We start from the raw sequence: 24,656 nt of genomic DNA, 5'->3' as shown, positions 1-24,656 counted from the left end.
TATACTCACGGTTAGCTCCGCCGTTTACGGCCGCCGAAAAATGGCCGTGACCGACGGGGTCACGGCCCGGCCATCCGATGGTCAACCTCTCCCGGCGCGGAGGTGCGGTGCTGTACTTCTTCCTCAGTTACGCGAGGGGCGACGAGGACGCACTGGTCCAACGTCTTTACGAGGATCTCAGCGCAGAGGTACGGCTGATCGCGGGTCTGCCCCGCGACGAGCGGGTGGGTTTCGTCGATCGCACCATCCTGCTGGGCGAGCGGTGGCCGCAGCGGCTGGTCGAGGCGCTGAGCACGTGCCGCTCCTTTCTCGCTCTGATGACGCCGAGATATTTCCAGAGCGAGCCCTGCGGCCAGGAATGGCGGATCTTCGCCGACCGCACTGCCCGCTACGACCAGCAGAACGGGGTGGACAGCTCGCTCCTCAAACCGCTGATGTGGATCCCGGCCCGACCCGGCCGCATCCACCCGGTCGCCTCCCCGCTGCAATATTCCTCCCACAGCCTGGGCGACCTCTATCAGCGGTTGGGAGTCCGGCAGCTGATGCGACTGCAACGGCACAGCGACGACTACCGCACGTTCCTCTTCGAACTGGCCAACCAGATCGTGTCCAGTGTGGAGGAGCATCCGCTGCCGGAGGGCCAGCGCACTATCGACCTGCGCGCCACACCCAGCGCCTTCCACCAGGCGCCCGGGCAGCTCGCGGCGGACGTCGACCAGTTCGCACCGATGCTGGTCCACTTCATCGTCGCGGCGTCGCACCGGGACGAGATGAGCACGGTACGCCAAAACGTGACCACGTACGGCAACCATGCGTTGGACTGGGCACCATACGGGCCGCCGCTGCCCGACCCGGTCGTCGACTACGCCCGTGAGATCGCGGCCGACCACAGCTACCGGTCAACGGTGGTGGACCTGACGGAGCTGGCCCGCCGCGCCGAGCAGGCCGCCCGCTACAACCAGATCCTGGTGCTGATCGTCGACGCCTGGCTGACCCGCCTGCCCGAGCAACGACAGTCGCTGGCCGCCCACGCCACTGCTGCCCTGCGCGACGGCGGCACCACGGCGGTGCTGATCCCGAGCAGCCGCGACGACACGGAGACCCGGGAGCACTGGCAGTCACTGTCGCGCGCGTGTCGGGAGATCTTCGACGACCTGGCCTCGGACGACGAGCTCTACCGGTCCAACATCCTCACCCACCGCGCCTTCCAGGAGGAGCTGCCGGAGGTCCTGGAGGTCGCTCGTAACCGGGTGTTCAGCCGAGGAGCGGTGCACCGGCCCCCCAGCCTCACCACGGACACCCGACCACCACGCATCGACGGGCCCTGGGGCGCGGAGAGCGACGACACCACACCGGAGGACGGCCGTGACAACGAGCGCTGACCCGGGCATCACCGGCGATGGTGTCGAGGGTCGAATCATCACGTTCTACTCGTACAAGGGTGGCACCGGCCGCACCATGGCGCTCGCCAACGTCGCCTGGATCCTGGCGGCCAACGGCTACCGGGTGCTCGCTGTCGACTGGGACCTGGAATCCCCCGGTCTGCACAAGTATTTCCACCCGTTCCTCCTCGACAAGGATCTGCGGACGTCGACCGGGATCATCGACATGGTCCGCGACTACGCCGAGGCGGTCGTTCGACCATTGGAGGAGACGGAGGACGAGGACTGGCTCGGCAGCGCCGCCGACGTGCTGCACCACGCCGTCTCGCTGCACTGGGACTTCCCCGCTCCCAACTCGGCCGTCCGGCCTTCTGCGGGTCCGACTCCAAAGGGCAGCCTGGACCTGTTACCCGCCGGCCGACAGGACACGGCATACACCAAGGCCGTGAGCACCTTCGACTGGCAGGCGTTCTTCGAGAAGCTGGGCGGCAACAGCTTCCTCGACGCACTGGCCGCCAGCATGCGGGACAACTACGACTACGTGCTGATCGACAGCCGGACCGGCGTCAGCGACGGTGCGGGCATCTGCACCGTGCGGCTGCCCGACGCCGTGGTCACCTCCTTCACGCTCAACGACCAGAGCATCGATGGAGCTGCCGGCGTCACCCGCTCCATCATCCGGCAGCGCGGCGACCGACCGGTCCGAATCCTGCCGGTCCCGATGCGGGTGGACAACGCCGAGCAGCTCAAGTTGGAGGCGGGCCGGGACCACGCGCGCCGCCGCTTCGCGCCCCTGCTGCCCCGGACTTCTGTAGAGGAGAGCGACCGGTATTGGGGTGAGATCGAAATCCCCTACCAGCCCTACTACGCGTACGAGGAGATCCTGGCGGGGTTCGGCGACCGGGCCCACCATGAGGGCACGCTGCTCGCCGCCTACGAGCGACTGACCAAGGCGATCACCGAGGACTCGGTCGACAGCCTGCCAGCCATGGAGGATCGGCTGCGCCGTCAGTGGTTGGCCAAGTTCGAGAGGCAACGCATCTCCGGTGCCGCACCGGACGTCTTCGTCAGCTACGTCTCCCTCGACCGGTCCTGGGCCGAATGGGTCCGCGACGAGCTTCGTTCGGCCGGGCTGCGTACGGTGATGCGAGAGGTCGACTTTCCGGCCAGCCCTGTCGAGGGGACGTCGACGGCCGTCGGTTTCAAGGACGCGGCCCGGCTGGTGGTGCTGCTGTCCCAGGAATACATGCAGTCGTCGAACGCCAGCGAGTTGTGGTCCCAGGCCACCAGCTACGAGTCGGGCAGCGGCGGCAACTTCCTGGTGCCCGTCCGGCTGGACAATTCCCGGGCGCCGGCGGTGTTCCTGGAACGCGTTCCGGTGGACCTGGTGGGCGCCACGCAGGAGGAGGCCGCCAGCCGTCTGCTTGAGGCCCTGGACCATCCCGCCCGCCCGGCGACCGACCCGGAGGGTGCCGGGCAACGACGGCGGTTCCCCGGCAACGAGCCACCGGTCTGGCGGGTGCCGTTGCCGCGTAACGTCCAGTTCGTCGGCCGCAGCCGACTCCTGGAGGAGATGCGCGACTGGCTGTCGTCGGCCGAGGCCCGGCACACCCCGCTCGCACTGCACGGCCTGGGTGGCGTCGGCAAGAGCCAGATCGCTCTGGAATACGCCTACCGCTTCCGCGCCGAGTACGACGTCGTCTGGTGGATCTCCGCGCAGCAACCGAGCGTCATGCGGCTCGCTCTGGCCTCGCTCGCCGACCGGCTGGCCGACAAGGCGGACACGCCACTCGGGGGCAACGTCGCCGAGCGGGTCCAGTGGGTGCTGGACGCCCTGCGCCGGGGTGACCCCTTCCGGCGGTGGCTGTTGGTGCTCGACAACGCCGACGACCCCGCTGAGTTGCACGACCTGATGCCGCAGGGGCCTGGCCACGTGCTCGTCACCACCCGCAACCACGTCTGGGCGCGGCACGCCCGCAATTTCGAGGTGGGTGCCTTCGACCGCGCGGAGAGCACCGCGTTGTTGCGTCGGCGGATCCCACGCCTGCCCCTGGCTGATGCCGAGATGGTCGCTGACCGCCTGGGCGACCTGCCGCTCGCCGTCGAGCAGGCGGGGGCATGGCTCGCCACCACCGGCGAGTCGGCCGTCCAGTATCTGCAGCGACTGCGCCGGTATCTGCCAGGCATGCTTTCCGACGAGCTCCCCACCGACTATCAACAGACCGGCGCGGAGCCGTGGCTCGTCTCCCTGGAGAGCCTGCGGGAGCGCAACCCGGCGGCGGCGAAGCTGCTGGAGGTCTGCGCCTTCTTCGCCGCCGAGCCGATCCCGATGTCGCTGCTCTACGACGACAGTTTCATCAACGTGCTTCTCCCCTACGATCCGTCGGTACGGGATCCCCTGCTCATGGGGCGCGCGCTGCGGGATGTCGGCCGGTACGCGCTGGCGCGAATCGACAGCGTGCGCGGCGGGCGCGGGCGCACTCCGGACCGCGGTGACGACGGCAACCAGACCAGCCTCCGCATGCACCCACTGGTGCAGGAGCTGATCCGGGAGTCCATGTCCGACGAGGCCAAGGCGGAGAACCGGCGTCACGTGCACGCGATCCTCGCCGCCGCCAACCCGAAGGACCCCGACCAGCCCCGCAACTGGCCGATCTACGCGGATCTCTGGCCCCACCTGCTGCCGTCGAAGACCCTCAACTCGCCCCAGCCGGAGGTCCGACAACTGTTGCTCGACGTGGCCCGGTACATGTGGACACGGGTCGACTTCGGCACCTGCTCCGAGCTGGCCGAGAAGGCGATCGAGGCGTGGCGGGCGGAGCATGGCGCGGACGACCCGCCGACCCAGATGATGCGCTTCCACCTCGCCAACGCGCTGCGCCTCGAGGCGCAGTACCAGGCCGCGTACGACATCGATCAGGACGTGTACCAGCGGCTCTCCGACACGCTCGGCGAGGACCACGAATACACGGTGATCGTCGCGGGCAGCCTCGCCGCGGACCTGCGCGCGCTCGGGTTCTTCGAACGGGCGCGCGAGTTGGACACCCGCACGGAGGAACTGGCCCGTGAGGTGTTCGGCGAGGAACACCCACGGGCGTTGATCGCCGCGCACAACCTGGCCCTGTCGCTCCGGCTGGTCGGCGATCTGCGTGGGGCGTTGCGGCTCAACGAACGCACCCTGGGCCGCCGCCGCGACACGCTCGGTCCGATGCACCCGTACACCCTCTTCTCCGAAGGGCAGTACGGCCGCGACCTGCGCGACACGGGCGACCTCACCGAGTCCCGCAGGGTCCTGGAGGCAGCGGTGGAGGCGGACCGGGAGGTGCTCGGCGAGGAGGACGGCGAGACGCTACGGGTGACCAAGAACTACGCGGTGACCCTCCGGAAGTTGGGCGAGTTCGAGCGGGCCCACGCGTTGAGCGCGGACGTGCTGGTCCGTTCCCGCCGCCGGCACGGGTCGGATCATCCGGACGTGCAGGCCGCCGCGATGAATCTGGCCTGTGACGAGTCCGCTCTGGAGGACGACGCGGGCGCGCTTCGCCGGGCGCGCCCGGTGTACCGGTGGTATCGGGACGCGATGGGCGAGGACCACCTGTTCACCCTGGCGTACGGCAACAACCTGGCGATCTTCCTCCGGAAGGCCGGGGATCTGGAGGCGGCCTTCACGCTGTCCGACGAGGTCGTCAACCGTTTCACCGAACGGGTCGGCGCGGACCATCCGTACACGCTGGCCGCGAACATCAACCTCGCCAACTGCTGGTACGTGCGTCGGGAGTTCGCGGCGGCCCTCGCCGCCGACCAGGACTGTTACGAGCGGGCGCAGCGCATCCTCGGGCCGTCACACCCGGACACCCTCGCGGTGGCGAACAACCTGGCCACCAGTCTGAGTGTCGCCGGAGACCACCGAGGTGCCCGCGCTCTGCGTGACGCGGTGATGCCCCTCTTCCGCCGCGTCCTGGGTGACAGCCACCCGAACACCATCGCCCTGGTCGAGGCGAACCGCCTCAACTGCGATCTGGAACCGCCACCGACCTAGTCGACGACGCGCCGTCGTGCTCGATGCCCGCTGCCGCCACGCAGGTGACCGGAGCAAGCCAGCGGGCCAGTTCGAGTGGATCCTCCGGGTGCCCGGCGGCGCGCAGCCGCAGGTACACCGCACGGCACAGCTCCGGGTCGGCGCCGCCGGTCTTCTGCGCTGCCGTCAGGCGCTGCTCGGCGAGGGCCAGGCCGACCCAGGCGGAGAGCTGCTCCGGATCGGCGCACACCTGCCCGCGGTAGCTCTCGCGGGCGGCGAGGTCATCCCCGGCGGCGAGGGCCAGGTCACCGTCGGACGCCATGGGCAGTGCGTCGACGAGGCGTTCCGCGCCGGTGCGCAGCCGCATGAACCGCTCCGGATCGCTCAACCGCAGCCGCACCAGGTCGAGCCGTGGGCTGAGGCTCAGCCATCGGCCGTCGGCCGGTTCCACCCGCAGCGTGACGATGGCGGCGGGGCACGGCAGGCCGGCCGCGCGGGCGGCGGCGAGCTGGTCGACGGCGTCCGGGTCCGGCCGGCGGTTCCGCAGTCGCCAGACCGTCCAGTGGTCCTCGGCGGCCTCCCTGGCGAGCTCGACCGCCCCCGGGTCCACCGGGTCCCGCCAGTCGTCGATGACCCGCCGCAGACCGGTGACGAATTCGCGGCCGGCCGCGGTCAGACGGCCGAAGGACTCGATGTCCGCGCAGGTGCGGGACACGCGGTCGCGCCAGCGAGCGAATTCCACCTCGGCCAGCCGCGCCGGGCCACCACTGCGCACCGCACGACGCCCCCGCCAGAACTCGGTCACCGCGATGAAGGCGTAGACACCCTGGAGGACGGCGCCGAGAGGACGCGGATCGTCGCGCCAGGGGGCGTAGTAGTAGCGCCGGTCGTCACGGTCGTAGAGGGGCTCGACGTCGATCGTCGCTCCGAGCTTGGCGTGCTGGAACTCGTGCAGCAGGCCGAGCGCGAACGCCTCCCCGTCGATCGGACGGGTCATCGAGACCGACCCGAAGGCGTCCATGCTGGTGACGTTGACCCCGGCGCTGACCGAATCGGCCAGCAGCGGCACGAGGCAGCGCAGGCCCTCGGCGATCGCCTCGGCGTGCCGACGGTGGTGACGCACCAGTATCGGCCAGGCCTCGTCGAGCAGCCGTTGCCACTCGGAAACCTCGGCGGGTGTGAGCCGGGCCGCGGCGCACAGCTGGTGCCGGTCCCGGTACGGGTCGAGATCGTCAAGAGTGATCCGCAGCGTCAACCCGTCGGCGGTGCTGCACAGTCGGTGCAGGCCGGACCAGTCGTCGGTCTCCGCACCCGGCCCGGCGTCCGGCGGAGGAACCAGCGACACCGTGACCGGCCCGACCAGGAGCTGCGACCCCGCCCGTTTGATGGTCACCCGCTGCGCGCCCCCCACCCGCGCGAGCCCGAGCGTGGGCAGGTAGACGACCCCGTCGCGCGGCGTGACGCTGAGCTCGAAGTCCATTCCGGCCCGGAGGGCCGCCACCGCGGCGATCGACCCGAGCGGGGTCAGCTCGGCTTCGACGGGCCACTCGGGTGCGGCCTCGACCACCAACCCGCCGGTCGTCCGGCCGCCTGCCGCGGCGGAGGCCGAACCGGACGGCATCGGCGCACGCAGTCGCCGCAGCGCGGTGGCCAACCAGGCACCGGTGTGCGGCAGGGCCAGCACCGCCGGCCCCGCCTCGGGCGACCGGTCCGCCGCCGTGGCCCACAGCGCGAAGTGTCGGGCGGTCTCCTCCGAATCGGCAGTGTCGAGGAGCGCGCGCAGCTGAAGCATGCGTTTGCTGACCTGACCGTCACGCAGCAGACGGATCGTCCTCCCGTCACCGAGGCCAGCCGCGAGCGCCGCGAGGTCGTCGGGGGTGAGCCGGTGGTATCCCGTCACGACCGCTCCCGGGGCATGGCTGCCAGGTCCGCTCGCAGGCGCCGTTCCACGTGGGCGATGAGCAGCAGGAGATCGGGGCAGTAGACGGACGGGTTGGTGAAGCTTCCCTCCCGGTACCGATGGGGATAGTTGCCGGCACCGCAGACCCGGTGCACCGGGCACGCTCGGCAGGATGCGGCGAGGGCCTCAACTCCCACCTGGCGGGCGATGACGGCGGGGTGCCGCAGCACATCGTCGAGGGAGTCGGTGAAGACGGTCAGGTCGGTGCCGACCGCGCCGGGGTAGGTGGAGCGCAGGGTGTCGACCTGCTCGTACGCCCCGTCGGTGTTGATCACCACTGCGGCGACCGGGCTCAGTCCGAGGGACTCGGTCCGGCTCCGCCCTCCGAACAGCAGATTGATGAGTTCTTCGAAGAGACGCACCCGGGTCAGGCGGGGCGAGGTGTCGTACCAGGCATCGAAGGCGGCGGCCAACCAGGTGCCGTAAGGGCTCGGGCCGTCACCCCGTCGCGGCGGCGGTGCCTCCCAGTTGGCGTGCGGGAGCAGGAAGTCCACCATCGGCGGCCGGTACGACACCAGCGTCTCGTAGGTCTGTCGCGGATCGGCGGCGAGGTCCACGACGCAGAGCACACCCGCGTACGAGTCGGGCCGTTCGGCGAGCAGGCGCAGGGCGCGGTCGACCTCGTCGTAGCTGCTGCGGCCCGACGCGTACCGCCGGTGCCTGTCGTTCGACGTCCGGTCCCCGTCCAGACTCACGCCCACCCGCACCCGGGCGTCGGCCAGCAGGGAGAGAGCGTGTGGAGTCAGGAGGGTGCCGTTGGTCTGCACGCTGATCTGGGCCTGCGACGGCGCGACCGCCTCCCGGAGCCGGTCCGCCATCCGGGCCAGGATGGGAGCGCCGACCAGGAGCGGTTCACCACCGTGCAGGACGATCCGCACATCGGTCTGGTCGTGGGCGCGGACGTGTTCACGTATCCGCTGGCAGGCGTGGTCGAAGATCGCCGGGGCCATCAGCAGGGGGTCGGAGAGGGCGCTGCGGTCCGCCAGTTCGTACATGTAGCAGTAGTCGCAGGCCAGGTTGCACCTGCTGTGGACCTTGAGGATGAACTCCGAGAACGGGACGGGCCGCGGGCGGGCGGCGACGCCGCCCTCGGCTACCGTGACGGTCCCCGTCATGCCGCGCCCGCCGCCCGGCATCCTCACATCGCCGAGTTCCACCCGGCGACCGCCTCCTGGGGGCGGTCGATCTCGTCGAGGATTCGGCGTAGCGAGTGGGCGAACACCGACTGGTCCAACTCCTGAAGATCAGCCAGGCTCACGTCACTGAGGTCCACGAGGGTGCCCTGCGGTGCGCCATCGGTCGTATCCATCATGATCCGTCCACCCGCGAAAAGGACTCGCGCCCGAGTGAGCAATGAATTGTGCGGAAACCGTCGGGCCGAGACCCGTCACGTAACGCCGACCCCGCCGACGAACCGGGTCATCCTAGCGGCCTCACGCTGATTGCGCGGTGGGTCGGGCGGGTCATCCGGTTCAACGCCACAGTGCGGTCCGCAGACATTGTTCTCGGCCATCCGGCCATCCAAAATCCGGCGTCCGGGCGGGAAGGACCATCGATCCGGTGACCGGCCGCGGCGACATGTCGGATCAACCCCGACCGCAGCGCCGGCAGGCTCCGCGGCGGCGCAGGTGGTACGCGTACGTGGCGACGCCGAGCGCCACGCCCCACAGCGGCCAGAGCAGCATCGGCGCCCCGGTCAGGCTGAGCCCGCCGGTGAGTTCCCAGAATTTCGGGTTGCTCAGCAGTCCGAACGAGGCCGCGGTCACCGCGATGGCGACGAGGGTGGCCGGCACCACGGCCAGCGTCACCGGCACCCGACGACCGGCCAGGCCGAGCATCCAGCGCGGGAACCGCTCACCCCAGCGCTGCACCAGCCCGAGGGTGAGGATCGCGCCGACGGTGGCGAACGCGGCCAGCCCAAACCCGGCCCACACCAGCCCGCTGTCCTGCATCTCGGTGAGGAACTCCCGGGAGATGCCGAGCGGGATGCCGGCCGCCCAGGCGAACCGGGTCAGCGCGTACGTGAACGGGATGACGGCGGCGGTGCCGGCGGCCCACCGGCCCCAGCGGGCGGCGGCGGCCGGGGTGGTCCACCCTCGGTCGGTGTGGTCGCGACCGCAGCCCACGCAGGCCGCGGCGGTGCGGCGCTGCCAGGCGAGCACCGCCCCGGCCAGCAGCAGCCCGCCGGCCAGCGCGGCGAACCGGGCGAACAGCGCCCAGTTGAAGATGTCGGCGTAGTCGACCGGCGGCCAGCCGAACGGCGCACCGACGATCAGTATCGGCAGGTAGCCGAGGATCACCAGCACCCGGACGTCCGGCACGACCACGGCGAGCACGAACGCCACCGCCCAGCCGTAGCCGGCGAGCAGCGCCCGCAGCGGGCCGGCGGGGCGTACGGCGGGGCGGCTCATGGCCAGTGCGGCCACCGCGGCGGTCAGCAGTACGCCGGCGAAGAGCGGGGTGGCCAGGTCCACCGGCACCAGACGCAGCAGGTTGACGTCGCCGCCGTTGGGGTCGTTGGCACCGAACGGGTAGCCGGCGCCGGTGAGGGTGCCGACCAGGGCGAGCACACCCCACAGGCCGAGCCAGCCGGCGGCCAGTGGGGCCAGCCGATCGGGCCAGCGGGAGTCGGATCGAGGCGGGGAGGCAGTGATCGTTGTCATGCTCACAGCCTCGACAAACGACAGCCGGATTCCCTCCCGGCTGCCGGTGAACCCGCTCCCCCGAAGGAGGGACCGGTCAGAACGACGGAGGGACCGTTCAGCCGGACGGGGTGACGAAGCCGGACTCGTAGGCGGCGATGACCGCCTGCGTACGGTCGCGGACGCCCAGCTTGGCCAGCACGTTGCCGACGTGCGTCTTGACCGTCTCCACACCGACCACCAGGTGCGCGGCGATCTCCGGGTTGGACCGGCCGGTGGTCATCAACCGCAGCACCTCGGCCTCCCGGTCGGTGAGTCGGGCGGCGCGCAGCTGGTCGCCGCCGGCCGGCCCGTACGCCCCGACGAGCTGGCGGATGGCGGCCGGGAAGAGCAGCGACTCCCCCGCCGCGACCACCCGGACGGCCTCCACCACCTCGGCGGGCCGGGCCCGTTTGAGCAGGAAGCCGGAGGCCCCGGCGCGCAGCGCCTCGTAGACGTACTCGTCGTTGGCGAACGTGGTGACGACCAGCACCCGGGGTGGGTCGGCGGAGGTGGCCAGCAGGTGTCGGGTGGCCTGGATCCCGTCGATGCCGGGCATCCGCACGTCCATCAGCACCACGTCGGGTCGGTGCCGGGCGACCAGCGGCGGCACCTCGGCGCCGTCGGCGGCCTCGGCGAGCACGCTCAGGTCGGGTTGGGCGTCGATGATGGCCCGCAGCCCGATCCGGATCAGCTCGTCATCGTCGACGATGAGCACGCCGGTGGTCATCGCGTCTCCTCGTAGGGCAGGCGGGCCCGGATCAGCCAGTGGTCACCGTCCGGTCCCACGGTGATGCCGCCGCCGAGCAGCAGCACTCGTTCCCGCATGCCGTCCAGGCCCCGACCGCCGCGCCCCGGATGAGCCCGCTCGGGGCGGCGGCGCACCCCGTTGACCAGTTCCAACTCCAGCGCCCCCGGGTGCAGGTCCAGCCGCAACGTCACCGGCCCCTCGCCATACCGGGCGGCGTTGGTCAGTCCTTCCTGGACGATCCGGTAGCCCTCCCGGGAGACCGCCGCGGGCACTCGCGCCGGGTCGCCGACGCGATGCGCGTGCACGGCCAGCCCGGCCGCGCGGGCGTCGGTGACCAACCGGTCCAGGTCGGCGAGGGTACGCTGCGGCGCCACCACGGGTCGCTCGTTGCCGCCTTCCCGGAGCAGCCCGAGGACGTGGTCCAGTTCGTCCATCGCGGTCCGTCCGGTCTCCTCGATGGCGGTGAGCGCCCGCCGGACGAACTCCCTGTCGGTGTCGAGGACCTCGCGGGCGGCACCGGCCTGGAGGGTGGCCACGGTCAGGGCGTGACCGATCGAGTCGTGCAGCTCCCGGGCCAGTCGGTTGCGTTCGGCGAGCCGGATGGCCTGCGCCTCCAGGGCGGCGATGCGCTCCGCCGGGGCGGGGCCGAGCAGCACCGGCGCCATCGAACCGGCGAGCGCACCGAGCCCGGCGACCGCGTAGCCGAGGCCGACCAGCAGGGCCACCCCGCTCACTGTCAGCCAGCCGCTGTCCCGCCCGTCCAGCGGCCCGAACCGTTCTCGGCTGGTCAGCTCGGTGCCGATGCCGAACTGCTGGGCGATGAAGGCCAGTGCCATCGGCAGGGCGCTGAACAGCGCGACCATCACCAGCGCGCCGACGATGAGGTGGGTGGCGATCCAGAGCGCGCTGCGCAGCCGGGTCTCCCGGTCGGCCGTGTGCCCCGGCGCGGGTTCGGGCAGGTCGATGCCGAGCAACGCCCGCACGGCGGCGATCTCCAGAGCCCGGCTGCCGTCCAGCAGCAGCGGCACCACGGCGATCAGCGCCGCGATCACCAGCAGCGCGTAGACCAGTGGGCGGGGGATCTCCGAGTCGGCGAGCAGTTGGGCGAAGGTCACCACGAGGACCCCGTACGGCAGGGCCAGCACGCCGCCGAGCAGCAGGAACACGCCGCGTCGCCAGGTGGTGCCGGCGACCAGCGGGGTCAGCACCGCTCGGAGGGTCACCTCGTCATTCTCATGCCGGAACCAGGCTCGGCGACTCCCCCGTGCCGGGGAGATCTCAGCGGTGGTCGGCCACGTACTGCTGCGGGTCCTTGTCGCGGAACGGCAGGTTGCGGCCGTTCTTGTGCTCACCGTAGAAGGTCAGCCAGCGTTGGCCCAGCTCTGCGCGGAGCTCGGTGCTGGCGTGCCGGCGGAAGTCGGGTAGCGCCTCGTCCTCCTCCTCGGCGAGGTGCTCGCTGTTCTCCCGGCGGGCGGTGCCGACCGCCTCCCACCACTGCTCCGAACCGACCGGGTGCAGTTTCGCCTCGGCGATGGCGTCCCGGATCTTGTTGTGGTCGCCGATCGCGTCGGCGGTCTCGTCCTCGCCGTCGTCGCCGTGTTTGACCAGGTGCGGGTAGAGGATCGCCTCCTCCGCCTCGGCGTGGATGTCCAGGTGCAGGGCGAGAGCGTCCCAGACGGCGAGCATCTCCTGCTCGTCGCGGGCGTCGTCGAGGCGGGCGAAGCCGCGCCGGAAGGCGGCGTGGTCGTCCAGGATCAGTGCGGTGATGTCGTCCACTGTGCTCACTTCTCCGTTGGGCTGGCGAACCGGGCACGCACCATCGCCGGCATCGCGGCGAGGCCGGTGACCGGGCGGAAGCGTTTCGCGGTCTCGGCCAGTGCCGCGTACTCGTCGTCGGCGAGGTCGATGTCCGCGGCGGCGGCGTTGCGTTCCATCTGTTCCACCCCGGAGGCCCCGGGAATGGCGAGCACGTTCGGGTGGCGCAGCAGGTAGGCCAGCGCGATCTGACTGGGGGTGGCGTCGTGCGCGTCGGCCACCTGGCGCAGGGTGTCGATCAGGACCGCGCCACGTTCCAGGTTTTGCGGCAGGAAGTACGGGTTGGCCCGCCGGACCGCGCCGCTCGGCGGGTTCTTCGCGTCGTACCGGCCGGAGAGGAAGCCCTGCGCCAGCGGGCTGTACGCGATGACAACCCGACCGGCCTGCCGCGCGTACGGCAGCAGGTCCTGCTCGGGTGCGCGGTCCAGCATGCTGTAGCGGACCTGGTTGCTGAGCACCCGCCGGCCGAGCGCCGCCTCGGCGACCTGCCAGCGGCGCAGCCCGTAGTTGCTGACCCCGACCTCGCTGACCAGCCCGACGTCCTGCAACGCCCGCATGCCGCGCATGGTGGTGTGGTCGGCGACCAGCGGGTTGGGCTGGTGCACCTGATAGAGGTCGATGCTCGTGACGCCGAGCCGGGCCGCCGAGGCGACCGCCCGCTGCTGCACCACGGCGGCCACCGGCAGGACCGGGAAGATCTTGGTGGCGACCACCATCTTGGGCCGGTCGTCGCCCAGGGCGGCACCGAGGATCCGTTCGCTGCGCCCAAAGCCGTAGATCTCCGCGCTGTCGAACACTGTCACGCCCAGCTCCACGGCCCGCCGGACGATCTGCGCCGCCTGCTTCTCGAAGGCCGGGCCGTAGCCCCATTCCCGGGAGCCGAACTGCCAGGTGCCCAGCCCGATCTTGGACAGCGGTTTGGGGGTGTCGAGAGCAATGAAACGCATGGCGTCGAAACTACCCCGATGTCCTGGTTCGCACGCGCGATCACCGCCAGCGCGGGCCAGAGTTAGGCTCATGATCGTGACCTACCTCGCCGCGGATGACCGCTACGACTCCATGACCTACCGGCGCAGCGGGCGCAGTGGCCTGCGGCTGCCCGCCGTCTCCCTCGGGCTCTGGCACAACTTCGGTCCGGACCGCCCCTTCGAACGGCAGCGCGACATCGTCCGGCGCGCCTTCGACCTGGGTGTCACCCACTTCGACCTGGCCAACAACTACGGTCCACCGCCCGGTTCGGCGGAGGAGAACTTCGGCCGGATGCTCGCCACCGACCTGAGGGCATACCGCGACGAGCTGGTCATCTCCAGCAAGGCCGGCTACCTCATGTGGCCCGGCCCGTACGGCGAGTGGGGCTCCCGCAAGAACCTGATCTCCTCGCTGGACCAGTCGCTGGGCCGGATGGGGCTGGACTACGTCGACATCTTCTACTCGCACCGGTTCGACCCGGACACCCCGCTGGAGGAGACGATGGGCGCGCTGGACGCGGTCGTCCGCTCCGGCAAGGCGCTCTACGTCGGCATCTCGAACTACAACTCCGAGCAGACCGCACGGGCTGCCGCAATCCTGCGCGACCTGGGTACGCCGCTGCTGATCAACCAGCCTTCGTACTCGATGCTCAACCGCTGGACCGAGTCCGACGGCCTGCTCGACACGCTGGAGCAGGTCGGCGCGGGTTGCATCGCGTACAGCCCGCTGGCCCAGGGCCTGCTGACCGATCGCTATCTGGGTGGCATCCCGGCGGACTCCCGGGTGCGCACCAGCGTCTTCCTCAACGAGAGCGACCTCAGCGAGGAGAAGATGGCCACCATCCGAGGGCTCGGCGCGGTCGCCGAGCGGCGCGGGCAGTCCCTCGCCCAGTTGGCGCTGGCCTGGGCGCTGCGCGACCCGAGGATGACCAGCCTGATCATCGGGGCGAGCAGCGTCGAGCAGCTGGAGACCAACATCGCCGCGCTCGACAACCTCGACTTCACCGCCGACGAGCTGGCCGAGATCGAGCAGCACCTGAGCTGAACACCGCGGGCTCCGGGCGGGGTCGGGTCACCAGATCCGGCGCCGCCCGGCCCGGTGGTTGCGTACCTCGCACTGCCGGCCCACGGGTGCGGCGGCGCCGCGACGTCGCCGGCTCGCGCCGATCAGCAACAGCAAAAGGACCAGCACGACGGCGGCGCCGCCCAGCACGGGCCACCGGCCGCCGAGGTTCGTCACCGACGCCACCGGCACGCCCGGGTCGGCCGCCGCCGCCACCGCCGACTCGGAGGCGACCGGCCGACTCGCAGCGGTACGCGGAGCAGCCGCCGCGCTCTTCGTCACGACGGCCTTCGACGAGGTGGCCCTGGCACCACGGAACACCACGTCCGAGCAGGAGTAGTAGGTGTCCGGGGTGCTGGAGTTCTGCCAGATCGTGTAGATCAGGTGCCGGCCGTCGCGGCCCGCCGGCAGCCGACCCGCCAACTGGTACGCCCCGGCCCGCACCGGCGGGTCCTTCATCGTCAGAAACGGGCGCGCTTCCAGATCCGCCCAGGTCAACGGTGCACGCGGGTCGTAATCGGGCTTGGTGACGTAGAGCCGGAAGGTGCCCAGGTGCTCGATCGTGGTCCGGTACGTGAAGGTGAACTTCGCGCCGGTGGTCAACTCGGTGCTCGGCCAGTCGGTCCGGGGCAGATCCAGCCCCCGGTACGCGGACAGCCCACCGCTGCACAACTCACCGTCCGGGATCCGTTCCCGGTCCCGACCGTTGATCGCCGCGATGCGCACGTTGTCCCATTCGCGTACCGCCGCACCCGCCTGGACCGCCGCCCGGCAGGCGCTGGTGGCCGCGTACCGGCCCTCGGGGCCGCAGGCGGCCGCCCGACTGACCGGATTGGTCGGGGCGCCGTGTGCGGCGGCGGGCGTGGCTGCCAGCGGCACTGTCGCGGCAGCGACCAGCACCATGGCGAAGAGCCGGCGTACGGGCATGAGGATGACCTCCACCCACTGGTACGGCCAGCGGGCGGCAAAGGTTCGACGGCTGGCCGGCGGGAATCCGGCGGGTAGGTGTGGCGTTTCGATACTCGGAACCGCTTGCACCGAGGAGGCAGACATGAAGGTACGTAGCTCGTTGCGTGCACTGAAGCAGAAGCCGGGTTCGGTGGTGGTCCGCCGTCGCGGCCGGGTGGTCGTGGTGAACCGCGCCAACCCGCAGTGGAAGAGCCGCCAGGGCTGATCCATGCCCGCACCGGACATACAGTCGACAAACGCCCTGACCGGGTCATCCGGTCAGGGCGTTTCGCGTGCGGTGGTCAGACCGGCGCGCCGCCAATGCCGATCTCGTTGCCGTCCGGGTCGCGGAAGATCGCCTTGCGGACGCCGTTGTCGTAGGTCTCGCGCTCGGCCGGCCGCAGACCACGCTCGGCGATCTGGGCGAGTCGCGCGTCGAAATCGTCGACGAAGACGGTGTGCATCGCGTGTCCGGCGTGCTCGGGCCGCACCTCGATGAAGATGTACCGGTTCTCGGCGAGATCCCACACCGCCTCGACGTCGTTCGGCAGGAACGCCGGCGGGGTGCCGAGGAGCTGTTCGTACCAGGCCGCCGCCGCGCCGTAGTCGCTGACGGGGACACCCGCGAAGAGATCGATGGCCACGAGGCCATGCTAGGGGTACGCCGGCCTGTGGGCGACCACCGTCGGTGCGCCGCATCGACTAGGGTGCTTTCCGAAAGATCGGCCCCAGGAGGAGGAACCGTGTTCATCGTGGAGCTGTCCTTCGGCGAGGAAGCCGACCGGCTCGCGGCCCGGCCGGCGCACCGGGAGCGTCTCCAGGCTCTGCGCCAGGAGGGCCGGTTGGTCATGGCCGGGCCGTTCCCCGACGACTCCGGCGCGGTCCTCATCTTCGACGTCCCGGACGCCGAGGCGCTCGCCGCGACCCTCGCCGAGGACGCTTATTACCGCACGCCCGGTGTGACGATCGTCAGCCAGCGCGAGTGGTCACCGATCGTGCGCTAGGCACCCACCCAGACCAGCCGCAACGGAAAACGCCCTGACCGGTTGGTCCCCGGTCAGGGCGTTTCACAAGGGTGGAGCCGAGGGGACTCGAACCCCTGACCCCCACACTGCCAGTGTGGTGCGCTACCAGCTGCGCCACGGCCCCTTGCTGTTGTCCCGGTCGCCCGGGCACTGGGAAACTATACACAGACCGGCCCGCATGGTCATCTCGCGGGGTCCCCCGCCGAGCCGGGTCAGTTGAGCGCCACGTCCGGCGGGAAGTGCGCGACCGCGGCCATCATCCCGCCCTGCCGGCGCAGCACCATCGGCCACAGGTCGTCGGGCCGGTCGACGAAGGCGTCACCGGGCAACGCGTCCAGCAGAAACCACGAGCCGTCAGCGATCTCCTGCTCCAGCTGGCCGCTGCCCCAGCCGGAATAGCCGGCGAAGACGCGGATGCCGCCGATGCTCTCCCGCAGCCGCTCCGGGTCGACCGAGAGGTCGATCGTGCCGACCGCCCCGGAGACCTGGTGGAAGCCCTTCAGCCGGCGCATCGGGTGCCGCATGCGAGCCAGACAGATGGCCGAGTCGGGCTGCACCGGGCCGCCCTCGAAGAGCACCGCCGGGTGCCGGGCCAGGTCACTCCAGTCGCCGAGCACCTCGGCCACCGGCACCTCGGTGGCACGGTTCAACACCACGCCGAGAGCACCGCCCGGCTCATGGGCGACCAGCAGCACCACCGTACGGTCGAAGTTCGGGTCCTTGAGCGCCGGAGTCGCGACCAGCAGCCGCCCGGTCATCGACTCCATGGCTCGTCCGCCGATCGCCTGGCCCTCTCCCTGCATCCCACACACCCGTCAACCGTGAGCCCGCGCCGGGGATCGGTCATCTGCCGGATCCGCCCGGTGCGCCGGGATCAGCCGCGCTGTCAACGCCATGCCTGGCACCATAGCCTGCGTCCCGGGTGCTGGCTAAGGTCTGAACGGCGGGTGATCGGACAGTTGAGACGGAGTGTCGATGACCCGACGGTGAACCTCCTGGTGATCCAAGGATCCGGACCACCCACGGCGGGGAAACGCCCGAAAGGTCCGTCACATCCCGATAGATTCGGCTGATCGGGAGGGCGACCGCGATCGTCCCTGCCCGCGACACGGAGGCGGGTGGCGATGGCAACGGTCCGGGACGCGACGTACGACGTGCTCCGCACCCTCGGCATGACCACGGTCTTCGGCAACCCCGGCTCCACCGAGGAGCCCTTCCTGCGGGACTTCCCCGCCGACTTCCACTACGTCCACGCGCTGCACGAGGCGACAGCGGTGGCGATGGCCGACGGGTACGCCCAGGCGACCGGGCAACCCGCCCACGTCAACCTGCACACCGCACCGGGCACCGGCAACGGCATGGGCAACCTGGTCACCGCCTGGCACAACAAGACGCCGCTGATCGTCAGCGCCGGCCAGCAGACCCGGGAAATGCTGCTGCTCGAACCCCGGCTGGCCAACCGTCGACCCACCGAGCTTCCCCAGCCGTACGTCAAGTGGGCCTACGAGCCCGCCAGGGCGCAGGACATCCCCGCGGCGGTGCTGCGGGCGTACGCGACGGCGGTGCAGCCACCCGCCGGGCCGGTCTTCCTCTCGCTGCCGATGGACGACTGGGCCCAGACCGCCGACCCGCCGCCCGCCCCGCGCTCGGTGGCCACCCGGTTCGCGCCGGACCCAGAGCGGTTGGACGAGTTCGCCCGGCTCCTCGCCGGCAGCCACAATCCGGTGCTCGTGTACGGGCCGGGGGTGGACCGCTCTGGAAGTTGGTCGACGGCGGTCGCGCTGGCCGAGCGGCTGGCCGCACCGGTCTGGTCGGCCCCGGCCACCGAGCGGGCCGTGTTCCCCGAGGACCACCCCCACTTTCGCGGGGTGCTTCCGTACGCGATCGGTCCGCTGGCCGAGGCACTGCGCGGGCACGACACGGTGCTGGTCGTCGGTGCTCCGGTGTTTCGCTACTACCCGTACGTGCCGGGCGGGCACCTGCCCGAGGGCGCCCGGCTGCTGCACGTCACCGACGACCCCGACGAGGCCGCCCGTGCCCCGGTCGGGGACAGCCTGCTCGGCGATCCGGGGCTGACCCTGGCCGCGCTGGTCGAACGGGTGCCGACGGCCGACCGGCAGCCGCCAGCACGGCGGGACGCGCCGGCACCGCCCGAGGTCACCGCTCCCCTGAGCGCCGACGCCCTGTTCGCGGCGCTGGCCGCGCACTGGCCGGCGGACGGCGTGCTGGTCCAGGAGTCACCATCCAATCTGTCCGCGCTGCGCCGTCAGCTCAAGATCAGACGCCCGGCGTCGTACTTCACGATGGCCAGCGGGGGCCTCGGTTACGGCCTGCCCGCCGCGATCGGGGTGGCACTCGCCCAGCGGGACACCGGGCGCGGGCGACCCGTGGTGGCGGTGATCGGCGACGGCTCGTTCCACTACTCGGTGCAGGCTCTGTGGACGGCCGCGCGCCTCGCCCTGCCGGTGGTGGTGGTCGTCCCGGTCAACCAGCAGTACGCGATCCTCAAGGCGTTCGCCGAGCTGAAGGACACTCCCGGGGTGCCCGGCCTGGACCTGCCCGGGTTGGACATCATCGCGATCGCGGCCGGCTACGGCTGCGCCACCGAGGTGGTGGAGACCCCCGACCGTCTCGGCACGGCACTCGCCGCCGGGCTGCGCGCGGACCGACCCACCGTGCTGGCCGTGCCGATCAGCACCGACGTGCCCAGCATCCTCTGAGCCGGCCGGTCAGCGCGAGGCGATCGACAGCGCGGCGCCGGTGGACACGTCCAGCACCGGCCGGGCGCCCAGCGGCGCCGCGAGGGTGACGGTGACCGGTTCCATCTTGAGGATGGCGATGCACTCGCCGGTGCTCCGGGTGACACCGCCACCCACCACCACGACGTCCGGCCCTTCCCACACCAGCGGTGTGATCGCGGTGTCACAGGCACCGACGCCGAGCCGCACGGTCAACCGGGCACCGTCGACCGCCGCGAGGTCCTGAGCGGACACCAGCCCGTCCGGCAACGGCCCGGAGGGCGCGGTGGGCTCGGGCACCCGCTTGACCGCCGTGGGCGCGACGGCGAGCCGGGCCACCGGCGTGGCCAGCTCCTCGACGGTGAACAGCCAGGCCGGGACCTGCGCCTCACCCCGGCTCGTACGGACCGGCACGGTGCCCAGGGTGACCCCGGTGACGGTGAGCGGGAGGCAGGCGGTCTGCACCGTGCTGGTGGCCCAGCCATCCGGCCCCGGTTCGACGGTTGGCCCGCCGGGGGTGGGCAGGCCTGGCCGCTTCGGTCGACCCGGGCAGGGCAGCGGGTCACCCTGGTCAAGCTCCCGGTACGCCTCGGCGGCGCTGACCAACGGCAACGTCAGCCGGCCGTCCGGGAACCGGATCTCACCGTCGACCCGGGTCGGCGGAATCGGGACCTGCGCGCGGTACCACCCGGCTCGGAAGGCCGCCTCGGTGTCCGGTGTGAAGCGCGGGTCACCAGTGAGCACTGTCGGCCCCTCCAGGGGGACGTACCCCGTGCGCCAGTCGGGGCCGGGCTGCCACGCCTCGGCGACCCGGGCGGCCCGCTGGTCGAAGGCTTCGGCACGGTGGGGCGTCGGGTCGCTGGGCCCATCGGCCGGGCCGGCGCCGGTCTGGGCGCAGCCCGCCACGAGCAACAACGGGAGTACGAGCAGCACTGTCGGTCGACGCATGCCCGGTTCGACGCGCCCGTCGACTCTGCGGTTCCCGGCTCAGGTCTCGCCACCCAGATCCGTCTGGTACGCCTCCCAGAGCAGATTGGCGCCGCGACGCCGATGCCGGGCCAACCTCCGCAGCAGGTGCCCGGCCCAGTGCCGCAGCTCGTCCGGGTGCGTCTCGGGCTGCTCGGCGCTCCGCTGGACCGCCAGGATCGCAGCGACGATCGCCGTGTGTTCCCGGGTGAGCAGCCGCACCCCGTGGTAAAGCCGCGGCGACTGGGTGAGCAACTCCCGGTAGAGCCCGGCGGGGCCTTCGGTGATCCGGACGTGCTCGGCGAAGCCCTGCCCCACCGGACGCAGGCGCAGCAGGACCTCGTCGCGCCAGCAGGGACCGGTGGCGGCGACGGCCCGACCCAGCGCGTGCACGTCTCCGGCGAGCCCGGCTGGGCGTGGCTCACCGGGCAGCCCGACAGAAGGTGGCTCACCCGGCAGCCCGACGGTGGGTGGCTCGACGGGATGACCGGCGGGATCTGGCTCGGCGGGGTGACCGGCGCGCGGCCGGACGACGAGTGACGGCTGCTGGACCGGACCGGTGACCATGGCACCTCCCGCGCGGCGCGCTGCTATCCCATACCGCGATGGTGAGCCTGCCCGGCCCACCGTGTCCAGGGCCGCAGAACGGCTCATCTTCCCCATTCACCCCATCGGCCTCACCGGCACCACTGGTGGGGCTCCGAGGCTCCACAGGCGTCCCTGGGAGGGGACAGGCCAGCTACTCAGCCAGCGGATGCGCGGCGAGACGGCGCAGTTGGTCGGCGACGGTGTGCGCGTCGTCGCGCCCGTCGACCGGACGGCCCGTCGTGATCGCGTCCGCCAGCGCCCGCAACTCGGGCGGGGGCAGGCTGCCCAGGCCCATGCCGCGCAGCGGGATGGTGACCCGCCGGTTGCTCGCCCGGTCGGTGGCGACGATGGCCCGCAGCCGTTGTCCGATCATCGGGGCGTCGTCGTCCCCGGCCGCGCGATACAACAGCTTCGCGGTGTCGATCCGTGCGGTGGCGAGGTCAACGGTGCGGGTGGTGAACGCCCCCCGCGCCCGGGCCCGGCTGCCCTCCAACCAGGCGGCCGTGCGGAGCACCCGCAGCACGAGGTAGACGCCGAGCAGCAGGAACGGCAGGCCGCACAGCCCGACGACCGGTACGGAGTTGGACTCCGCGCCGGCACCAGGGTCCCGCAGCGCGGGCGGCAGCATTCCCGGCGGAAGATCGCGGGCCTCCTCGTAGGAGGCGAACGCGTCCCCCGGGCCGGTCAGCCGACGGAGCAGCCCGCCCGCGATCAGGGGCAGCGCCACGAACGCGGCACCGATGGTCGCGACGAAGACGCCGGACAGCACCGCCACGGTGCGCTGACCGGGTGACGCGCCGACCGACAGGCGCAGCTCCTGGTTGGTCACAGGAGGCAGCGTAGAACGCCCCTGGACACAACGAAGCGCCCCGGCTGGTGGGCCGGGGCGCTTCGCTTCGAGGTGGTGGAGGTGCCGGGAATCGAACCCGGGTCCTTCGCCGGTTTGTCAGGGCTTCTCCGAGCGCAGCTCGCTGTGCCTCTACTCGGCCCCACCGCTCACGCGAGCAAGTTGGTGTGACGGGCCCAGTCGCTGATTAATCTCGCCGCACGGACCCCGCGACCGGGTCCGATTGGCCAGCCTCCTAGCTGATGCCGGCTACTGGGACGAAGGCGTTCCCAGGCCGACAGACTTAGCTACTCGCCTCAGGCGGCGAGAGCGAAGTCAGCGCGATTTTGCTTGGCGCTTATAAGTTTCCGACGACCGATTCTCGAGACGACGTCGGCTTCCTCGGCTCGCTTCCCCTGTCGCTGCGTACGAAGTCGAAACCAGTCACCCCCTCGACAGGCCACCGATGTGGCGGCACTGACAAGACTAACGCCTGCCGCAACCGCTTTCATCCCGAGGCCCGGGCCGGCGCGCCAGCCAGGACAAACGGGGATGAATCAGTCGTCCATCCCCTTACCCCGCCGACCGGACACCCGGGCGATCTCCCGGTCCGCGTCCCGCTTGGCGAGGTCCTGACGCTTGTCGTACGACTTCTTGCCCTTGGCCAGCGCAATCTCGACCTTGGCCCAGCCGTCGGAGAAGTAGACCTGCAACGGAACGATCGTCAGACCGCCCTCGCGGGTCTTGCCGAGAAGCTTGTCGAGCTCGCCCCGGTTGAGCAGCAGCTTGCGCGTACGCCGGGGCTCGTGGTTGGTCCACGTGCCCTGGGTGTATTCCGGGATGTGCATGGAGTGCAGGAACAACTCGTTGTCGCGCTCCTGTGCGAACGCGTCGACCAGCGACGCGCGCCCGGCCCGCAGCGACTTGACCTCGGTGCCGGTCAGCGCCATTCCCGCCTCGTACGTGTCGAGGATCGCGTAGTCGTGGCGCGCCTTCTTGTTGGAGGCGACCACCTTGCGCCCCTTTTCCCGTGGCATCGGTGCCACCCCCTCTCCTCCGTCGCCCGTGGCCGGGCTCACCCCGGCCGGACAACCGATCATGCTACCCGAATGAGGCTTATTCGGGCTCTGGCCGTCGGGCAGGTCGTGCCATCGCGAGGACCGCCCGAATAAGCCTCAATCACAAGGACCCTCCCGCGCCGTTTGTTTCCGGCTGCGGGAGGGTCCTCGGGAGAGGACGGGACGACCCGTCCGGTGCCTAGACCCGCAGGTAGAAGCGCAGGGTGATCCAGGCGGTGCCCGCGCTGACCAGACCACCGACGCCGGCCATCAGCGGGAAGATGAACAGGATGTCGCCCCAGCTGATCGGGGAGAGCAGACCCTGCAACGCGCTCAACGACCCGTCGAAGAGCAGATACTTCGCCGCGACCAGGGCGACCAGACCGAGCAGCGAGCCGATCAGGCCGGCCACCACCGCCTCCAGCACGAACGGCGCCTGGATGAACCAGTTGGACGCACCGACAAGCTTCATGACCGCGACCTCACGTCGCTTGCTGTAAGCCGCCACCTGAATGGTGTTCGCGACCAGCAGCAGGGCGGCGATCGCCATCACGATGGCGGCGGCCAGCGCGATGTTCTGGATCGACGTGAGGATGTTGAAGATCTTGTCGAGGAGTTTGCTCTGGTCGACGATCTCGTCGACGCCGTCGGTCTCCTTGTACTGGTCGTAGATGTCGCGGTACTGCTCCGGGTTGTTCAGCGTGATCCGGAAAGACTCGGGCAGCTGGTCCGGCTTGACCGCGTTCACCAGGTCCGGCGCGTCCTGGTACATCGTCTTGAAGCGCTCGTACGCCTGGGCCTTGTCGACGTAGATGACCTCCTTGACCAGGGGGTCACCCTCCAACTTGCCCTTCAGCTCGGTGCGCTGCGGCTCGCTCACCTCTTGGTTGAGGAAGATCGCGACCTGGATGTTCTTGAAGTAGAGGTCCTTCATGTCGTCGACCTGGCGGTACATCAGACCGCTGGCGCCGAGCATGGTCAGCGAGACCGCCATCGTGATGATCATCGCGATGGACATGGTCACGTTGCGCCACAGTCCGACCAATACCTCGGACAGGACGTATTTCACGCGCATCGGGGGTTCCTCCGGGTCTCCGGCATGAGGTGTTCGTCGTCAGGCTGCGCAGGGGTGGAGCGCCGGCTCACCCGTAAACGCCGCGGGCCTGGTCACGGACGATGCGACCGCTCTCGATCTCGACGACGCGGCGGCGCATCTGATTCACGATGTTGGAGTCGTGGGTGACCATCACGACGGTCGTGCCGGTGCGGTTGATCCGGTCCAGCAGACGCATGATCTCGATCGAGGTGTCCGGATCCAGGTTTCCGGTGGGCTCGTCCGCCAGCAGGATCAGCGGACGGTTCACGAACGCCCGGGCGACGGCGACCCGCTGCTGCTCACCACCGGAGAGCTCGTGCGGGTAGCGGTGCTCCTTGCCACCGAGCCCGACCAGCTCCAGCACCTCCGGCACGACCCGGCGGGCAACCGCCTTCGTCTTGCCGATCACCTCGAGGGCGAACGCCACGTTCTCGTACGCGGTGCGGTTCGGCAGCAGCCGGAAGTCCTGGAAGACACAGCCGATCGAGCGTCGGAAGTGGGGTCGCTTCCAGGAACGCATCGACGTGACGTCCTTGCCGTTGACCACGACGCGGCCCTTGTTGGGGGCCACCTCGTGCAGCAGCATCTTGATGATTGTGGACTTGCCGGAGCCGGATGGACCGATGAAGAAGACGAACTCGCCCTTCTCGATCGAGACGGACACGTTGTCGAGCGAAGGCCGGGACGCCTTCGGGTACGTCTTCGTCACTTGCTCAAGCTGAATCACGGGTGGTGAGTCTACGCGGTGTAACAACTGAGCCAAGCCCCACGCCCCG

At 70.7% G+C, this 24,656-nt stretch carries 23 protein-coding genes, 1 tRNA gene and 1 other RNA gene; 6 read left to right on the top strand and 19 right to left on the bottom strand.

What is annotated here, in order from left to right:
- The first annotated feature begins 107 nt into the window (after positions 1 to 107).
- Positions 108 to 1,382 carry a TIR-like protein FxsC gene (locus CLT68_RS11600; protein ID WP_158240876.1) on the top strand — a complete coding sequence of 425 codons (1,275 nt, stop codon included), beginning with the start codon at positions 108 to 110 and terminating at the stop codon, positions 1,380 to 1,382.
- A complete protein-coding gene (fxsT, locus tag CLT68_RS11595) occupies positions 1,366 to 5,418 on the top strand; it encodes an FxSxx-COOH system tetratricopeptide repeat protein (protein WP_099850757.1) in 4,053 nt (1,350 codons plus the stop codon). Before CLT68_RS11600 ends, fxsT begins: the two co-directional genes overlap by 17 nt.
- Here the strand turns inward: fxsT and CLT68_RS11590 are convergent.
- The 8 genes from CLT68_RS11590 to CLT68_RS11555 all read right to left on the bottom strand — a co-directional run bounded on the left by CLT68_RS11590 (position 5,387) and on the right by CLT68_RS11555 (position 13,551).
- Entirely contained in the window at positions 5,387 to 7,297 is a 1,911-nt protein-coding gene (locus CLT68_RS11590) for an HEXXH motif domain-containing protein (protein WP_158240875.1), read from the bottom strand. The genes fxsT and CLT68_RS11590 overlap by 32 nt on opposite strands.
- Entirely contained in the window at positions 7,294 to 8,472 is a 1,179-nt protein-coding gene (locus CLT68_RS11585) for an FxsB family cyclophane-forming radical SAM/SPASM peptide maturase (RefSeq protein WP_099850754.1), read from the bottom strand. Before CLT68_RS11585 ends, CLT68_RS11590 begins: the two co-directional genes overlap by 4 nt.
- A 23-nt stretch (positions 8,473 to 8,495) precedes the next feature.
- Entirely contained in the window at positions 8,496 to 8,669 is a 174-nt protein-coding gene (gene fxsA / locus CLT68_RS11580; protein ID WP_088946343.1) for an FxSxx-COOH cyclophane-containing RiPP peptide, read from the bottom strand.
- A gap of 274 nt (positions 8,670 to 8,943) precedes the next feature.
- Complete coding sequence (locus tag CLT68_RS11575; RefSeq protein ID WP_099857055.1) at positions 8,944 to 10,020, bottom strand: hypothetical protein; 1,077 nt, start codon at positions 10,018 to 10,020, stop codon at positions 8,944 to 8,946.
- Between the two features lie 97 nt (positions 10,021 to 10,117).
- Complete coding sequence (locus CLT68_RS11570; RefSeq protein ID WP_088946341.1) at positions 10,118 to 10,768, bottom strand: response regulator transcription factor; 651 nt, start codon at positions 10,766 to 10,768, stop codon at positions 10,118 to 10,120.
- A complete protein-coding gene (locus CLT68_RS11565; RefSeq protein ID WP_099850752.1) occupies positions 10,765 to 12,012 on the bottom strand; it encodes a histidine kinase in 1,248 nt (415 codons plus the stop codon). Before CLT68_RS11565 ends, CLT68_RS11570 begins: the two co-directional genes overlap by 4 nt.
- A 55-nt stretch (positions 12,013 to 12,067) precedes the next feature.
- Positions 12,068 to 12,574, bottom strand: a complete 507-nt coding sequence (locus tag CLT68_RS11560) for a hemerythrin domain-containing protein (protein WP_099850750.1) — start codon at positions 12,572 to 12,574, stop codon at positions 12,068 to 12,070.
- On the bottom strand, positions 12,571 to 13,551 hold the full coding sequence (locus tag CLT68_RS11555) for an aldo/keto reductase (protein WP_099850749.1): 981 nt from the start codon (positions 13,549 to 13,551) through the stop codon (positions 12,571 to 12,573). The genes CLT68_RS11560 and CLT68_RS11555 overlap by 4 nt, the downstream gene beginning before the upstream one ends.
- A 70-nt stretch (positions 13,552 to 13,621) precedes the next feature.
- Here CLT68_RS11555 and mgrA point away from each other — a divergent pair, with 70 nt between their 5' ends.
- Positions 13,622 to 14,617: an L-glyceraldehyde 3-phosphate reductase gene (mgrA, locus tag CLT68_RS11550; protein WP_088946337.1), complete on the top strand. Its 996-nt coding sequence runs from the start codon at positions 13,622 to 13,624 to the stop codon at positions 14,615 to 14,617.
- Positions 14,618 to 14,644: 27 nt separating this feature from the next.
- Here mgrA and CLT68_RS11545 read toward each other — a convergent pair whose 3' ends face one another.
- Complete coding sequence (locus CLT68_RS11545; protein ID WP_099857053.1) at positions 14,645 to 15,562, bottom strand: lytic polysaccharide monooxygenase; 918 nt, start codon at positions 15,560 to 15,562, stop codon at positions 14,645 to 14,647.
- A 124-nt stretch (positions 15,563 to 15,686) separates the two neighbouring features.
- On the opposite strand from CLT68_RS11545, the gene CLT68_RS11540 reads away from it, so the two are divergent.
- Complete coding sequence (locus CLT68_RS11540) at positions 15,687 to 15,809, top strand: 50S ribosomal protein L36 (RefSeq protein ID WP_030490864.1); 123 nt, start codon at positions 15,687 to 15,689, stop codon at positions 15,807 to 15,809.
- A 76-nt stretch (positions 15,810 to 15,885) separates the two neighbouring features.
- On the opposite strand, the gene CLT68_RS11535 is transcribed toward CLT68_RS11540, so the two are convergent.
- The gene (locus CLT68_RS11535) at positions 15,886 to 16,227 is read right to left on the bottom strand and encodes a VOC family protein (RefSeq protein ID WP_099850747.1); all 342 of its coding nucleotides are present in this window, start codon (positions 16,225 to 16,227) and stop codon (positions 15,886 to 15,888) included.
- 99 nt (positions 16,228 to 16,326) lie between these two features.
- Between CLT68_RS11535 and CLT68_RS11530 the strand changes: the two genes are divergently transcribed.
- Positions 16,327 to 16,587, top strand: a complete 261-nt coding sequence (locus CLT68_RS11530; protein WP_199177025.1) for a YciI family protein — start codon at positions 16,327 to 16,329, stop codon at positions 16,585 to 16,587.
- A gap of 72 nt (positions 16,588 to 16,659) precedes the next feature.
- Here the strand turns inward: CLT68_RS11530 and CLT68_RS11525 are convergent.
- Together CLT68_RS11525 and CLT68_RS11520 are read right to left on the bottom strand one after the other, a co-directional pair.
- Positions 16,660 to 16,732, bottom strand: a tRNA-Ala gene (locus CLT68_RS11525).
- Positions 16,733 to 16,820: 88 nt separating this feature from the next.
- On the bottom strand, positions 16,821 to 17,411 hold the full coding sequence (locus CLT68_RS11520) for a YqgE/AlgH family protein (protein WP_088946335.1): 591 nt from the start codon (positions 17,409 to 17,411) through the stop codon (positions 16,821 to 16,823).
- 321 nt (positions 17,412 to 17,732) lie between these two features.
- On the opposite strand from CLT68_RS11520, the gene mdlC reads away from it, so the two are divergent.
- Positions 17,733 to 19,328, top strand: coding sequence for a benzoylformate decarboxylase (mdlC, locus tag CLT68_RS11515; RefSeq protein WP_099850742.1), 1,596 nt, complete (start codon positions 17,733 to 17,735; stop codon positions 19,326 to 19,328).
- A gap of 9 nt (positions 19,329 to 19,337) precedes the next feature.
- On the opposite strand, the gene CLT68_RS11510 is transcribed toward mdlC, so the two are convergent.
- The 7 genes from CLT68_RS11510 to ftsE form a co-directional block, all read right to left on the bottom strand.
- Complete coding sequence (locus CLT68_RS11510; protein ID WP_099850740.1) at positions 19,338 to 20,294, bottom strand: hypothetical protein; 957 nt, start codon at positions 20,292 to 20,294, stop codon at positions 19,338 to 19,340.
- 39 nt (positions 20,295 to 20,333) lie between these two features.
- Complete coding sequence (locus CLT68_RS11505) at positions 20,334 to 20,879, bottom strand: hypothetical protein (RefSeq protein ID WP_486482139.1); 546 nt, start codon at positions 20,877 to 20,879, stop codon at positions 20,334 to 20,336.
- A gap of 172 nt (positions 20,880 to 21,051) precedes the next feature.
- Positions 21,052 to 21,729: a hypothetical protein gene (locus CLT68_RS11500; protein WP_099850738.1), complete on the bottom strand. Its 678-nt coding sequence runs from the start codon at positions 21,727 to 21,729 to the stop codon at positions 21,052 to 21,054.
- Between the two features lie 73 nt (positions 21,730 to 21,802).
- Positions 21,803 to 22,178: a transfer-messenger RNA gene (ssrA, locus tag CLT68_RS11495) on the bottom strand.
- 105 nt (positions 22,179 to 22,283) lie between these two features.
- Positions 22,284 to 22,763, bottom strand: a complete 480-nt coding sequence (gene smpB, locus CLT68_RS11490; protein ID WP_007455863.1) for an SsrA-binding protein SmpB — start codon at positions 22,761 to 22,763, stop codon at positions 22,284 to 22,286.
- A 220-nt stretch (positions 22,764 to 22,983) separates the two neighbouring features.
- Positions 22,984 to 23,859, bottom strand: a complete 876-nt coding sequence (gene ftsX / locus CLT68_RS11485; protein ID WP_099850736.1) for a permease-like cell division protein FtsX — start codon at positions 23,857 to 23,859, stop codon at positions 22,984 to 22,986.
- Positions 23,860 to 23,926: 67 nt separating this feature from the next.
- Entirely contained in the window at positions 23,927 to 24,607 is a 681-nt protein-coding gene (gene ftsE / locus CLT68_RS11480) for a cell division ATP-binding protein FtsE (RefSeq protein WP_030331491.1), read from the bottom strand.
- Positions 24,608 to 24,656 lie beyond the last annotated feature (49 nt).

It is taken from the genome of Micromonospora sp. CNZ299, assembly GCF_002754415.1.
The sequence above is the reverse complement of the archived record's forward strand: the minus strand, read 5'-3'. Positions and strand labels throughout refer to the sequence as shown.